This is a genomic window from Actinospineispora eucalypti (assembly GCF_039543365.1).
Taxonomy (GTDB): domain Bacteria; phylum Actinomycetota; class Actinomycetes; order Mycobacteriales; family Pseudonocardiaceae; genus Pseudonocardia; species Pseudonocardia eucalypti.
This window is the reverse complement of the sequence record NZ_BAABJP010000032.1, coordinates 1-13443: the sequence shown is the minus strand read 5'-3', so window position 1 is coordinate 13443 and position 13443 is coordinate 1. Positions and strand designations below refer to the sequence as shown.

The window sequence follows — 13443 nt, the reverse complement described above, 5'->3', positions numbered from 1 at the left end:
TCGCAGACGGGTCCGACAATTTACGACGCTTCACGACCGATCCTTCGCATGGTCGACTCCACCCAGCGGGGGCCGCCCCGGACCACCGCCGCCCGGTGGTGCACCGCTGGCTGGAGGGTCTGGCCGGTGTGGTGTTGGTCGCCCTGGGGTCCGGCTCGCCACCGACGGCGCCCGCTGACACGAAACGGCCGGTCCCCGAGTGTGCTCGGGGACCGGCCGTCGTGTACATGCGGGTCGATCAGGTGTGGGTGACGTCCAGGTCGTGCGAGTCCTCGAACCGCGCGTCGTTGTGCGAGCTCACGTCGTCGTGGCTGTCGCTACGACTGTGGTCCTCGACACCGTGACAGATAGAGAGGCGTCGCGAACCCCTGGCGGGGTGGTGAGCGTGGGCCGGTCACCGACGCCGCGGCTTGCGTTCCCAGCGGTTTCGGTCGTAGAAACTGTGGTATGGGCCACGGCGATGTGGTGCACGTGCGGCCTCTTGCCGCGGGGCGGCATTCGCATCCGTCTCGCGGTGGTTGTTTGCTTGAGCTGGTGAGCACGCTGCCGGGTGGGTATTGGACCGATCGGCCGGGCGGGGTGCCGTCCACTGTGGCGGCGCTGGTGGTCGCGGTGAATGACGCGACCAGCGATGCGCAGCGTCCGGCGCTGATGCCCCTGGCCCCGTGGTTGGCTTCTGTGCCGGTGACCGACGCCGCGCAGACCGCGCGGGTCGTGGCGGTTTCCGCGAGCCGTGCGGCGCTGCCTTTGGCCGGTGCTGGCGTGGTGGACCGGTTACGCGTTGAGGCGTCCGCGGCCGCCCGCACGGTTTCTCGGGGTGGGGTGGCTGGATGGTGGTTGAGGCGTTCTCGCCGCCGCTCAGCCGCGAGAGCGGTGCGGTTGGCGGTGGAGGTGGTGCGGGGCGCGGGTGGTGACCGCGGATTGCGGGACCTGCTTGTCGGATCGCTTGATGCGTGGCGGTTGGTGGGCGGGTTGGCGCCTGTGCCGTTGCTGGATCGGCCGGCCGAGGACTGCGCTGCCGAGCTTGCCGTGCGTTGCGAGCTTCGCGCCCACCCCGGTAGTGACTCGGCGTCGTTGTATTGCACCGCTGTGCTGGACTCGTGGCCGGACTGGTTGCGAGACCGGTGGGTCAGCCAGAAGACGGGCAAGGCGCGCGCTGATTTCGTCGACGTGTGTGCGATAGGCACCAGGTCCACCGCTGTGTCTTGACTCGCAGCGTGTCCGGGGCTGTACTGAACGTGGTGATGGATCTCGCCAGGGCTTTCGGCCCGAACCGCCTCACCGAGAGGCTGATAGGTCCTGGTCAGCGTGCGCCACGATGACTCGCGACCAGGAGGTTCAGCCCATGCGGAACACGGGACCAGCACTCCGGTTGTCGATTTTTGTCCGCGAAAGCGACCACTGGCATCACAAACCGCTGTATGCCGAGATCGTGCACCGCGCGCACAAGGCCGGGCTCGCCGGCGCCACCGTCATTCGGGGCATCGAGGGCTTCGGCGCCAGCTCGCGGATCCATACCAATCATCTGTTCCGGCTCGGTGAAGACCTGCCCGTGCTGATCATCGTCACGGACCGCGAGGAACGAATCCGCGAGTTCCTCCCACACCTGGACGATCTCGACATCCAAGGACTCGTCGCGCTCGACAAGGTCGAAACCGTCCACTACACGCAACCCGAACACAAACACGCCCACTGGTGGTCCAAGCTCTAGATGAATCGATTGGGTCTATCCCGTGATCGGTGTTTCCGGCGGTTCGGTTAGTAGCTCTCAGCTGCCGGCCAGCGGTTGCTGAAGGTGATGGCGAAGGCGTTGAGCACGGGCTTCGTGCGCCGTGAGGCGCTGTGGTTTGAGTGGAGGTGAGAGACCGCCACCGTCGGGTCGTCGCAGCGGCCTGGCAGGAGCTGAGGGCTGGCTGATCCGGGAGGTGCCGGGGAGGCTGGGAGCAGCCCTGACAAAGCCGGGACGTGCCAGTACTGCCAGATGGTACGGGTCCGGCGAGCGGGATCGAGAGGAGCACGCGAGGAACCGATGTTGTAAAGCCCCTCAATGCTTTACCGGCTCGAATCTGGTGGATGTGGGCCGGGAGCGGTGCGTCCCTGCCGCTGTAGCGGCGGTTGGGGAACTTCTGGGTGGTGAAGCCGACGGCTCGGGAGGCCGTGCTGAAGGCCTGCGGCGTAGGCGTGGCGAGACCGCAGGGGCAGAGTCGGGCTCCTCCTCGATCAAGCGAACCACAGTGAACACGGGAACCGCTTCGGGTCTCGCCTTCCTCCGCAAGTCCGTTGTGGATGGTTGGGTTGGGTTCATCGTCGACCGATCGGTCTGGAGCGGGGCGGAGTCGCCGTAGTACTCCGAGCCGGGGAAAGCCCGGTGCATGGGGAAGGGCGGCAGCGGATGGATAGGAGATGGTGGCTGTAATGCCGACAGACGCACCACCGAACGGTGGTGCTCCGGCCGAGGTCCCGAAGGGGCCGTGGCAGCGGGTATCGGAGATGCAGGCCAAGCTTCACCGTTGGGCGGCGGCCGATCCTGGCCGCGGGTTCGACGATGTGTTCAACTTCGTGCATGACCGGGCGACGCTGATCGTGGCGTTCGCCCGGGTCGCGGGTAACCGGGGCGCGAACACGCCCGGTGTCGACGGTCTCACCGCCGCCGGCGTCGAGCAGCACCTCGGTGTTCCGGGGTTCCTGGATGACCTGCGTGTCTCCGTGAAGGAGGGCTCGTTCCGGCCGTTGCCGGTGCGGGAGCGCAGGATCCCGAAGCCCGGTGGTTCGGGGAAACTCAGGAAACTGGGGATCCCGACCATCGCGGACCGGGTGGTCCAGGCGGCGTTGAAGCTGGTGCTGGAACCGATTTTCGAGGCCGACTTTCTGCCGGTCTCGTATGGGTTCCGGCCGAAGCGGCGGGCGCAGGACGCGATCGCTGAGATCCACATGTTCGGTTCCCGCGGCTATCAGTGGGTGCTGGACGCGGATATCGAGGCGTGTTTTGACTCGATCGACCACGCGGCCCTGATGGACCGTGTGCGTGTTCGGGTGAAGGACAAACGCGTGCTGTTGTTGGTGAAGGCGTTCCTCAAGGCTGATGGCGCTCGGTGAGAGTCCCCGGGGGTGCTCGTCGAAAGTCCCCAGCTGAGGCGGTGGCCAGCATATCGGCGTGGTTATTGGCGGCGGAGTGGGATCACGCCGTCGGGTGCCGCGATGGGCATGGTGGGTCGTGCTGCTTCGGGTGTGGTGAGCAGGGCGACGATGGTGATGGGGCCGCCGCAGTGGGGGCAGTCTCGCTGGGCGACGGTCTGGGGTTGGGGCATCGGTGGTGCTGGTGCGCCGGCGGTCTGGGGGCCTGGTCGGTGGGTGGTGCGTTCGACTTCGCGTCGGGCGGCGGCGGTGCGTTTGCACGGGGTTGAGCAGTAGACCTTGGTCGTTCTGGTGCGCCCGGTGGCGGTGAACGGTTCCCAGCAGATGGGGCAGGTTTTCGTGATCGCTTGTTCTGTGGTGTTAGGAGACATGGGCGTTCACGGCCTTACGGAGTTTGTCTGAGGTGGCTTGGTGGGAACGGAGTCGATAGGATGGCCCATCGATTCCGACGACGGTGGCGCGATGCAATAATCTGTCGAGCATCGCCGCGGCGACAGTGGCATCCCCGAATGCGGTTGCCCAGTCAGCGATACCAACATTTGTGGTGAGAATTGTGCTGGACTTCAGATACCTCTGGTTGATCACTTGGAACAGCGCTGAGGCTCCGTCGCCGGGCAGCGGCAGGTAGCCAAGCTCGTCGACTTATGCGGATATCCGCATAAATCGACCTATGCCGACTTGGTGACTATGCCGAGTCGGCTTCGTGGTCGGTCTGCTGAGCTGGGGGTTTCCTGTCAGAGGCTCGGCATAGTCACAGGGACTCCAGGAAGCTGAGGATTTTGTCCGGTGGCCGGTAGCGACCGGGTGGGCTGGTTGCGGGCGTGGTGAGCGCGAGGGCTTTCTCCTTCATGTTGATGTCGGCGTGGACGTAGGCGTCGGTCGAGCGGATTCCGGCGTGGCCGAGCCAGAGCGCGATGACTGTGGTGTCGACCCCGGCCTGCAGCAATGACATTGCGCAGCTGTGGCGCAGGGTGTGTGGGTGGATCTTCTTGCTGGCTAGCGAGGGGCAGTGTTGGCCGGCGGTGCGGGCGTGGGTGCTGATCCGCAGGGCGATCGCGTCACGGCTGAGGCGCCGGCCAGTGCGGGTGTGAAACAGCGGGCCGTTGGGGCGGTCGGCGTGTTCGGCCATCCAGTCGTGGAGGAGGGCTTGCAGCGGCTGGCTGAGCGGGACAGCGCGTTGTTTGCGGCCCTTGCCTTCGCAGCGCACGTGTGCGCCGATGCCGAGGGTGATGTCGGCGCGGTTGAGCCCGGTCAGCTCGGAGACCCGCAGCCCGGTCTGGACGGCGAGCATCATCATGACCCGGTCGCGTCGGCCCTCCCAGCGGGCTGGGTCCGGCGCGGCGAGCAGCGCGTCCACTTCGTGCGCGGTGAGGAAATCGATGACCCGTTTGTCGAACCGTTTCGGCGGGATGGCCAGGACGTGGGCGATGAGCTGGGCGTGCTCGGGGTGGCGCAGCGCGGCGTAGGAGAACAGCGAGCGGATCGCGGTCAGTCGGGTGTTGCGGGTGCGGATGCTGTTGCCCCGGATGGTCTCGAGGTGATGGAGGAACCCAGAGATGACGGTGGCGTTCAGGTCCTCCCAATCCAACTGCGCAGGTGGCTTGGCCGTGTGCCGGTGAATGTAGGCCAGCAGCAGGCGGATGGTGTCGCGGTAGGCGGCGATGGTGCGTGGGCTGGCCTGGCGTTGGCCGATCAACCGGTCGGTGAAGAAGGCCTGCAGGGTGGGGGCGACGAGCGTCATCGCTGGGCCTCCCGCCAGGGAGTGTCTCGTCGAGCCGCAGCCATGGCCAGCAGTTCGGGGGCGGCCGAAAGGTAGGTGTAGGTGTGGCTGGGCTCGCGGTGACCGAGGTAAGTGGACAGCCACGGGATCTTGGCCGCCACGTTGTCCCGGGCGCGATACCAGCCCAGGAGGGTTCGGACGGCGAACGTGTGGCGCACGTCGTGCAACCGTGGCGGCGAGGGCGCGCCGGCGCCGACGCCGCTGGTGTTGACCAGTTGCCGGAAGGTGAGGCTGACACACGCATAGAGCAGCCGCGTTCCCTTGGTGGAGGTGAAGAAGCTGGGCTGATCCGAGCCCAACTGGAGACGATCCCGCAGCTGGGAGTAATCCTGGAGTGCCTCTCGGGTGCTGGGGTGCAGCGGAACCAGCCGCGACTTGCCGAACTTGGACTCGCGGATCAGCAGTACCCCTTGTGCCCAGTCGATGTCGGCGCGGTCGAGCTTGATGGCCTCGCCGATCCGCAGGCCGCTGGCGGCTAGGAGCCCGATCAGCGTGTAGTAGGTCGCCGCCCTCGGCGGCGGCGACAACGTCCGCCAGGCGTTGTTCATGATCGTGTCGATGTCGGCTGGTGTGTAGATGAACGGGCGGCGCCATCGTGGCCGGTGTGGCATCAGCCCCAGCGGTGGCACCTCGGTGCTTGGGTCGATCCCAGCCAGATACCGGGCGAAGCCCCGCGCGGCGGTTAACCGGCGCGGCCCGATGGTCGAGGCTCTGCCAGAGCCGCTGGGGGCGTTGGCCTGTTGCGCCCAGGCCAGCGCCGCCTCGATCGTCACGGTGGTGATCTCGCGGGCATCGAGGTAGGTCACGAAGCCGGGAAGGAGCCAGGCGGCCTCGGTCATCTGGTGTCCGAGTGAGCGACGAAGCCGCAGGTAGTCCGCCAGGGCCTGTTCCAAGGCGCTCATCGTGTCGCTCCCGGCCAGGGCAGTGCGACGGTGCGCAGCGCGCCGAGGTCGACCTTGGCATACAAGGCCGTGGTGGCCAGGTCCTGATGGCGCAGAACCCGGCTGATCGCCGCAAGGCTGGCACCGCGGCGCAGTAGTCCACCGGCCAGGGCGTGTCGCAGCCGGTGTGGCCCCACCGGGGTGACACCGGCGCGCAGGCAGGCTCGTTCGACCACGTCCCCGACCAGATCCGCTCGGATCGGCGCTCGTGGAGCCCGACAGGTCAGGAACAACCGGCGCGACGGCTGAACACGGTGTGCCCGAGACAGATAGGCCACCAGGGCCTCACCCACGTCAACCGGCAGCGGCAACCGGTCCTGCCGGCGTGCTTTGCCCCGCACGAGCAGTTCGCCCGCCCGCCAGTCGATGTCGTCGAGCTCCAGCCGGGCAATCTCGATCGAGCGCAGTCCCAGCCGGGCAACCAGCATGATGATCGCGAAGTTCCGGACACCGACCTCGGTGTCTCGATCGCAGCTATGCAGCAGCAGCTGGGTGTCCACACCGCTGAAGACTTTGGGGATGCCGGCCAGACGCCACCCACCGACCGGCGGCACCGCGGCGCCCAGCCGCAACGAAGTGATTTCCCGCAGATACAGAAAGCGCAGTACCGAGCGCAGCTCAGCTACCCGCCCCTTGGCGGATCCAGCTGACACCCGAGCACATTCCCGCAGCAAGAAGGCGTTGACGTCGGCGCCGGTCAACACCGACGGCGTGAACACCCCGTCGACCATCGCCTGCTCGCGCAGGAACCGGCGGGCGGTGTTCTCGTAACGCAGGACCGTCGCCGGCGCCAGATTGCGCTCCTGGATCATCCAGCACCGATACCGCTCAAGCAGGCTGGCCAACGGGCTCGGCGCCGCCCCAGCCGGTTCGGCAACGACTCCAGCCTCGCGCAGATAACTCAGCACCGGCCTCATTGAGCGTGGCCCACCAACCCGGCGCTGTCCGCGAGCGCAGCGTGCATCCAGGAACGCCGCCATGCGCTGCTCGTCCAGCTCCCCGACGTCCAGGCCCTCCATCACCAGCCATCGGCCAACCTGGCCGAAGTCCTTCAACATGTTCCGGACCGTCCCGGGCGTGTATCCCTGGCCGATCAACCACGCCCGGTATCCCTCAACATGCGGACCGAGCAGACCAGGCTTCCTCCGCGTCCCCGACATCGCACACCTCCTGTCCAGGAAGCGCCCTGCTCCCTAGCCCAGAGGCTTCTCTGCGCACGCGACTATGCCGAGCCTCTGCCAGGAAACCCCCAGCTCAGCAGACCGACCACGAAGCCGACTCGGCATAGTCACCAAGTCTGCATAGGTCGACATGCTGCCCGTCGGCGCGGACGCCGCCGAGGCGTTCTACCGGATCGTCGACGCCGCCTACGAGCGCCGCTCGATCGCGGTGACCAGCAACATCCACCCCAGCAAAGCGCACATGTTCGCGCGAACATGTGCGAGGTGGCACCGAAACGTCAGTGGTTCAGCAGGTTGTCTGCGGGGCGGCGGAGCCTTCGGGCGGCCGCGCGGAGCTGTCGGCGAGTTCCTCCAGCTCGTCTGGTCCGAGCGGTTCGGGTGCCAGCGCTCGCCGGCCGGGGCCGGCTCTGCGCGGTGTCATGGTTGCGGCAGCCGGCAAGCGTCGACGTGGTCGGCGAGGTAGATCAACGGTGCTTGGGGGTCCATGCCGAACGCTGCCGCGACGAGTTTCGGATCGAGGGTGTTGACCAGGTCGACCAGGCGGGTGGAGCGGACCATTTGTGGTGGGAAGCCGCACTCGTCCAGGACGTGGGACAGGTAGGCGGCCGCTCGGCCGGTCTTGGTGCCTTTGGTGACCAGCACGTGTGGGTTGTCGGTCGGCCAGGCCTGTCGGTGGGCCAGGCAACGCTGCAGCGCGGACCAGGAGGCCGGGTCAAGCGGCACGGGGTGGGGTCGCTTCCCGAGGCGGACCGTCTGGGCGTGAGGGTCGATGTCGGTGATCTTGAGTGTCCTTGTTTCCCAGCTCGCGGCGCCGTGCAGCAGCGCGAGCATCCCGACCAGGGCTTCGTGCGGGTGGACCTGGTCGTTGGTGGTCCAGCGCCGGAACAGTTCGCGTTGCTGGTCGCGGGTGAGGGTGCGGCCTCGGAAGGCATTCGATTCCCGCGCGGTCAGACCCCGGGTCGGATCGACCAGCACGCGACGCTGGGCCCGGGCGGAGGCGAAGAACTGGCGCAGCACGGTCAGCCGCCGCTTGCGTGCCTTCGGCAGGGTGGTCAGGAACGCCTCGATGTCATGCACGTCGACCAACGCCCAGTCCTGCTTTCCACGCTGGGACACGAGGAACACCGCGAGGTCACGCAGGATCGCCAGCGCTGTTTCCAGGGTGTGATCGCTACGAGGCCGGGTGCCGGCCCGGCGGGCCCGCTGCTGGGCTTGCATGCGGGAGGTGTCGAAGGCGGCCACGGCTGGTCGCAGTGGTGAGGGGACGGCGTCGATGCGGCGCTGGCGGCGGCCGGCGGCCAGCCGCTCTGACTGGTCGGTGGGCAGCGCCAGACCTCGGGCGGTGAAGAAGTCCTCGAGCGCTCGGGCCAGGGGCCCGATGGAGCGTCCCGGGCGGCGGGCGCGCTCGAGGATGGTCTGCGGGTGGTTCGGGTGTTCGCTGGTGAGCAGCCGGCCTAGTGTGGTGATCATCTCGCAGGCGCTGCTGGGGTTATGTCTCGCGGACAGGTGGACGGTGAACTCGCCCAGCCATCGAGGCGGGTCGTCGAGGCGAGCGATGAGGTTGTCGGCTCGGATGAACAGCCGGGCTGGCTGGCGTTGGTAGCACGGCGAGCACAGTCCCAGGCCCGAGTGTCGGCGCAGCTGCCCGCACTGGCGGCAGATACGGGGTGGTTGCTTGCCTGGGCGAGGGCGGGAGCACGAGCCGCACCAGCCGGTCGCGTCGCGCAGGTAGCCGGGCTTGCCGCAGCGGGGGCATAACTGCCGTTGGGTGCGCAGCTCGGCCTTGCGGCGACAGGTTTTACACAGCCTCGCGTCGGCCCTGCGCACCGGGTGGTCACACTCGGTGCAGCGCCGTGAGCACAACGTGCAACGACCGGTGGAGTCGAGCAGCACCCGCTGCTTGCCGCAGTCGGGGCAGGAGGCCTTGGCCGCCTGCTCGCGCATGCGGCGCATGCACAGGCAGCAGTGCTCGCGACCGAGGAACCCGACCGGGGCGCCGCAGTCCACGCAGTCACGCTGACGTTTGCCCATCACCGATCACCGATCACCGATCACCGGTCCGATCGGGCGCCTGGTCACAGCGGCGGCAGCGACCGGCCATGCTCATTGACAACCTTCGGCTCGCCGGCCGGCCGGGGCGCGGCGGGGCTCTCGACTGGGGTGGTGTCCACCTCGAACAGGTCGTCAGGGGTGCATTGCAGCGCCGTGCACAACGCGATCAACGTCGAGAGCTTCACCTGGGCCGGTTCTTTGGTCAACAGCGCCGACACCGACGCCGCTGACAGCTCCAACCCGGCCTTGTCGGCCAGCAGCCGGCGCAGTTCGGTGCCGGTCCACACCTCACGTTGGGCCGCGGCCATCCGCAGCCGCCACCGAATCCTCACCCTTCCTCCACATTCGTCCCGCCGTCATGAACCCCCGCTGATGTCCGACATTCCGGTGGGGACGCCGGCTGGGATTCTGTTTGCTCATCCGGTGCCCGCCGACATGGTCGGTGAGTCGGTCGGTGAGCGAGCATCTCGTCCAGGTCTGCATACAACGCTGGCCAGTCCTCGCCCGGGGCCAGCACGTCAGCGGGCAGTTTCCCGGTCAGAACGTGGAACCGGACGGCCAGGTGATCGTGGCCGACCGTGGCAAGCCACCCGCCGCACAACCGCATCGCGTGGGCAGTGCCAGGTTGATCGAGATGACACGACATCATCGGCCCGTCCAACGACGCCTCGGCCCCCGGCCGGCCGTTCGCCGCGCCCAGCTTGATGAAGTCCGCGTCGGTGAAGTCCGCCAGGTCGGCGTCCCTGCGCCAAGGGCACTGCTGGCACGGGTAACGGCGATGTTCTAACGGTGCGCTCACCGCCTGCCACCTCCGTCAGACGGGCCGGCGAGACCAACTTGACCCGGATCGCCGAGCTCGGACAACGTCGTGGTGACCGCGCGTCGGTAGGCGTCCTCGATGAACGTCGCCGAGGGACGGACATACCGCATAGTGGAACTTACAGTCCAGTGACCGAGAAGCTGCTGGATGGCCACCAGATCGACACCGCGTTCATAGTTATGGGTGGCACACGCGCGCCGCAGCCCGTGCGGACTGAACCACTCGGTCGGCGAGCGGCCTTCGAGTTCCATCAGCCGCCGCAACCGGTTGCGGATCGTGCCTCGGTGCAGCTGACCGCCGGACTCGTCGGCGAACAACACTGGGGAGTCGGGGAACCTGCCGCGCACATCGCGCAAGAACCAGTGCAGCACCAGATCCAGGCCATCGAGCATCGGCACCCAGCGCGGCCGAGGTCCCGAGGTGTGAGCGCCCTTGCCGAATCGGACATGCAGCTTGCCAAACGGCCCCCGGTCGAAGTGCAGGTCCGGCATGTCCAACATCGACGCTTCCTCCGAGCGCAGCCCGGCGTGATACAGCGTGCGGAACATTGCATAGTCCCGAGCGGCGGGCGCGTACTTGCGGGCGCCGGCGATCCGGGACTTGAGGAACTCGAAAACTCGTTCACCCGCTCCGGCGTCGGTGGCGGCGCCAGTTCCGCTGAATCGGCCCCGACATGGCGGGAGGCGTTGAACTCATCGATCGGGCACACCAGCCGAACCCCGAACCCGGCCTCGATCTCGGCGGCCTTGCGCACCTGCAGGAACCGGTGGAAGTCCTTGAAGATCTGCACATATCCCCGCCGGGTCGAGGATTTCCGGCCAGCAACCGCCAGCTCGCCGACAACCCGGTCGACGTCCTCAGCCGTGACCTCCCAGGCCGGACGGCCCAGCGCGGCCAGCGCCCGCTCCAACAGACCGATGTCATTCTCGATCGTCACCGGACTGAACCCGCGCGCCCGCCAGGACGCGACGAAGGCCTCCACGCACTCGGCCTGAAACTCCCACGGATCCGTGCTCACCGGCCCGGCGGGCACACCACCACCCGGGATCAGTCGCAACCCACCCGCCACGCCGCACACCTTCTTCGCACCTGACTGGATAAGGTGACACCTAACATAGCGGATGATTACCTGAAAGATCAGCGAGGCGCGCTGGATACCATCAGCCCAGCTAAGAGCAGGAATGCCTCATCACGAACAAGTGCCAGCCCCAGTTGGGTTCGACACGATCATGCCCAAGACCCTGGCCACCGCGACGGTGGACCGGCTACTGCACCACGCCCACCTGGTCACTACCAAGGGCGACAGCCACCGCCTCGCTGAAGCCCTCGCTGGAAAGGGGGTGGTCGCCCTGAACTGACCACCCACCCGGAGAACTGATGTCCATCAGCCCGGAACGTTGATGTCCGTCAGCCCGGAGCCCAGCTGACCGCCCTCCCGGACTTCTCGATGACCGTTGACAATCTAGGCCTGCAACCCCTGCACGACCCCCACGCCCTGCCCCCACGAGCGGGTGCGTGCGCGGCAGGGCGGGGCCTGGTGGGCTGAGCGCGTGTGTGATCCGGGGTGAGGTTTGGCACAGCCACGCGACACACCCGGCCGCGGCCGGGCTAGTCTCGGGAACGTGCGGCGGTGGGGCTCGCCGCTCCGGCTCACGGAACAACCGCGGCTCTGGCCGCCAACAGTCCCTACTTGGGTCGTACAGTTGTGCGTTCAAGTAGGAGGCGGCGCCCATGAGCAGGGAGATTGACCTCGCCAAACCCATCGATCCGGACGTCGATCTCCGGTTCGCCACGCAGCGGCGTGAACTCGCCCGGACCCACGGCGCGGTGTTGCTCGTCATCGCCCTCGGTGGCGGCCTCGGCGGGCTCGCCCGCTACGGCCTCTTCGAGCTGTTGCCCACCCCACCAGGCCGGTTCCCGTGGGCCACGTTCCTGGCCAACGTGATCGGTTGTTTTGTGATCGGTGTCCTGATGGTTCTGATCACCGAGGTCTGGTCGGTGCACCGCCTCATCCGGCCGTTCCTCGGTGTCGGGTTCCTCGGCGGATTCACCACATTCTCCACCTATACCGCCGAGACCCGAGCGCTGCTGCAACCGGCAACCGTGGCCCTCGCGTTCGTCTACCTCGCCGGAACTCTCCTTGCCGCGATGCTCGCGGTCATCGCCGGGGTATGGCTCGCCCGAGCGGCGACCGGCTCCGTGCACGACCCGAACAAGGCGGCCTGACATGGCGGTCAGCGGTCACGCCCTGCGGCTGACGATCCTCGTCGGCGAAGACGACACCTGGCACCACAAGCCCCTGCACCACGAAATCGTCGAACGCGCCCGCGCCGCGGGCCTCGCCGGGGCCACCGTCCTGCGCGGCTGCGAAGGCTACGGCAGCTCCTCACTCATCCACACCGACCGGCTCCTCAGTCTCGCCGAGGACCTACCGATCATCGTCATCATCATCGACACCGAGCCACCCATCCGCGCCTTCCTCGCCGACATCGACGAACTCCTGCGCGAGGCCACCGTCCTGCTCGACGACGTCGAAATCCTGCGCCACCAACAGGACCACGCATCATGACCGTCGCACTCGTGTTCACCGGCGCGATGATCGGCGCCCCGCTGCGCTACCTCATCGACCGCGCCATACAAGCACGCCACGACAGCCTCTTCCCCTGGGGCACCCTCACCGCCAACATCACCGGCTGCCTCATCCTCGGCGGCCTCACCGGCGCCGGCCTGGCGCTGCCCGCCCCACTGCTCGCCCTACTCGGCACCGGCTTCTGCGGAGCACTCACCACCTACAGCACCTTCAGCTACGAAACCCTGCGACTCCTCGAGCAGAAAAGCTACTTCTACGCCACCACGAACATCACCGTCAGCGTGATCGCCGGCCTCGGCGCCACCCTGTTCGCCTACACCACCGTCCACGCCCTCACCACCTGAGCGTGCCCCAGCGATCGCGGCTCCAGCAAGTCCAACCAGGCCAGCCGACCGATAGGCCAAGCGTGGCGTGCGATCACCGCGCGCCTGACACCGATGGTGGTGTAGATGACCAGCGTTTGGTCCAGCTCGACGACCAGTTTCGGGTTCCATCATGCGCCCGGCTTATCCGCGCAACCACCCGACGCAGCCGGGCCAGGGTGGGCTTGGTCAACTCGGCGTGCAGCTCCCAGAGGAACGCGGCCAGGCCGGACCTTCCGGCTCCGGTCACGATGGCATCGCGGCTGCCGCAATGAACATGTTGATCAGGTTCCGACGCGTACTGATCGCCGCGCGATTCCTGCAGCCCCGCAGGTCCAACCCACCCTGAACAAATCCAGATCATCCGTCTGCCCTGGGATGATGCCGCAGCGTGATTGCGAGACCCCAGATCTGTAGGCGTGACCATCGTAGTCGAACAAGCGTTCCCTCGGTGTCTGGCGCCTCCGTAGGCGCCGACGTGCTCGCCAGGTGTGGTGGCAACCACCCGCCGCGCCCAACTGTTCGAGCGGTCCGAAGCTAGAGACCGGGCCGGGTTTGCGGGACCACTGAAATGGACAGCGC

The 13443-nt window shown here is 67.4% G+C and carries 13 protein-coding genes, 3 pseudogenes and 1 riboswitch; of the genes and pseudogenes, 8 read left to right on the top strand and 8 right to left on the bottom strand.

Annotated features, from left to right (window positions below; translation table 11 throughout):
- The first annotated feature begins 534 nt into the window (after positions 1-534).
- The 3 genes from ABEB12_RS28205 to ABEB12_RS28195 all read left to right on the top strand — a co-directional run bounded on the left by ABEB12_RS28205 (position 535) and on the right by ABEB12_RS28195 (position 3096).
- Complete coding sequence (locus tag ABEB12_RS28205) at positions 535-1209, top strand: hypothetical protein (RefSeq protein ID WP_185060938.1); 675 nt, start codon at positions 535-537, stop codon at positions 1207-1209.
- A gap of 22 nt (positions 1210-1231) precedes the next feature.
- Positions 1232-1309, top strand: a riboswitch (Fluoride riboswitch).
- A 36-nt stretch (positions 1310-1345) separates the two neighbouring features.
- Entirely contained in the window at positions 1346-1711 is a 366-nt protein-coding gene (locus ABEB12_RS28200) for a DUF190 domain-containing protein (RefSeq protein ID WP_185060939.1), read from the top strand.
- A 779-nt stretch (positions 1712-2490) separates the two neighbouring features.
- Positions 2491-3096: a reverse transcriptase domain-containing protein gene (locus tag ABEB12_RS28195; protein WP_345703210.1), complete on the top strand. Its 606-nt coding sequence runs from the start codon at positions 2491-2493 to the stop codon at positions 3094-3096.
- A 399-nt stretch (positions 3097-3495) separates the two neighbouring features.
- On the opposite strand, the pseudogene ABEB12_RS28190 reads toward ABEB12_RS28195, so the two are convergent.
- From ABEB12_RS28190 to ABEB12_RS28175, 4 genes and pseudogenes are all read right to left on the bottom strand, one after another.
- Positions 3496-3765 (bottom strand): annotated as a pseudogene (locus ABEB12_RS28190) (ATP-binding protein); the annotation flags it as partial.
- A gap of 121 nt (positions 3766-3886) precedes the next feature.
- Positions 3887-4876: a tyrosine-type recombinase/integrase gene (locus ABEB12_RS28185; RefSeq protein WP_185060940.1), complete on the bottom strand. Its 990-nt coding sequence runs from the start codon at positions 4874-4876 to the stop codon at positions 3887-3889.
- On the bottom strand, positions 4873-5817 hold the full coding sequence (locus ABEB12_RS28180; RefSeq protein ID WP_185060941.1) for a tyrosine-type recombinase/integrase: 945 nt from the start codon (positions 5815-5817) through the stop codon (positions 4873-4875). The genes ABEB12_RS28185 and ABEB12_RS28180 overlap by 4 nt, the downstream gene beginning before the upstream one ends.
- The gene (locus tag ABEB12_RS28175; protein ID WP_221497704.1) at positions 5814-6914 is read right to left on the bottom strand and encodes a tyrosine-type recombinase/integrase; all 1101 of its coding nucleotides are present in this window, start codon (positions 6912-6914) and stop codon (positions 5814-5816) included. The genes ABEB12_RS28180 and ABEB12_RS28175 overlap by 4 nt, the downstream gene beginning before the upstream one ends.
- A gap of 247 nt (positions 6915-7161) precedes the next feature.
- Here ABEB12_RS28175 and ABEB12_RS42260 point away from each other — a divergent pair.
- Positions 7162-7269, top strand: a pseudogene (locus tag ABEB12_RS42260) (IS21-like element helper ATPase IstB); the annotation flags it as partial.
- 185 nt (positions 7270-7454) lie between these two features.
- Here ABEB12_RS42260 and ABEB12_RS28170 read toward each other — a convergent pair.
- From ABEB12_RS28170 to ABEB12_RS28155, 4 genes are read right to left on the bottom strand one after another with little or no spacing between them, the layout of a single operon-like run.
- Positions 7455-9068: a site-specific integrase gene (locus tag ABEB12_RS28170; protein WP_185060943.1), complete on the bottom strand. Its 1614-nt coding sequence runs from the start codon at positions 9066-9068 to the stop codon at positions 7455-7457.
- 44 nt (positions 9069-9112) lie between these two features.
- Positions 9113-9421 carry a helix-turn-helix domain-containing protein gene (locus ABEB12_RS28165; protein ID WP_185060944.1) on the bottom strand — a complete coding sequence of 103 codons (309 nt, stop codon included), beginning with the start codon at positions 9419-9421 and terminating at the stop codon, positions 9113-9115.
- Positions 9418-9888 carry a DUF6283 family protein gene (locus ABEB12_RS42255; RefSeq protein ID WP_221497705.1) on the bottom strand — a complete coding sequence of 157 codons (471 nt, stop codon included), beginning with the start codon at positions 9886-9888 and terminating at the stop codon, positions 9418-9420. The genes ABEB12_RS28165 and ABEB12_RS42255 overlap by 4 nt, the downstream gene beginning before the upstream one ends.
- Positions 9885-10457, bottom strand: a complete 573-nt coding sequence (locus tag ABEB12_RS28155) for a tyrosine-type recombinase/integrase (RefSeq protein WP_345703209.1) — start codon at positions 10455-10457, stop codon at positions 9885-9887. Before ABEB12_RS28155 ends, ABEB12_RS42255 begins: the two co-directional genes overlap by 4 nt.
- 660 nt (positions 10458-11117) lie before the next feature.
- On the opposite strand from ABEB12_RS28155, the pseudogene ABEB12_RS28150 reads away from it, so the two are divergent.
- From ABEB12_RS28150 to crcB (ABEB12_RS28135), 4 genes and pseudogenes are all read left to right on the top strand, one after another.
- Positions 11118-11267: pseudogene (locus tag ABEB12_RS28150) on the top strand (ATP-binding protein); the annotation flags it as partial.
- A gap of 373 nt (positions 11268-11640) precedes the next feature.
- Positions 11641-12135 (top strand): fluoride efflux transporter CrcB, encoded by a 495-nt coding sequence (crcB, locus tag ABEB12_RS28145; RefSeq protein ID WP_185060946.1) that lies wholly within the window; start codon positions 11641-11643, stop codon positions 12133-12135.
- 1 nt (position 12136) lies between these two features.
- Positions 12137-12478, top strand: a complete 342-nt coding sequence (locus ABEB12_RS28140; protein WP_185060947.1) for a DUF190 domain-containing protein — start codon at positions 12137-12139, stop codon at positions 12476-12478.
- Positions 12475-12843 carry a fluoride efflux transporter CrcB gene (crcB, locus tag ABEB12_RS28135; RefSeq protein WP_185060948.1) on the top strand — a complete coding sequence of 123 codons (369 nt, stop codon included), beginning with the start codon at positions 12475-12477 and terminating at the stop codon, positions 12841-12843. Before ABEB12_RS28140 ends, crcB (ABEB12_RS28135) begins: the two co-directional genes overlap by 4 nt.
- Positions 12844-13443: the final 600 nt, after the last annotated feature.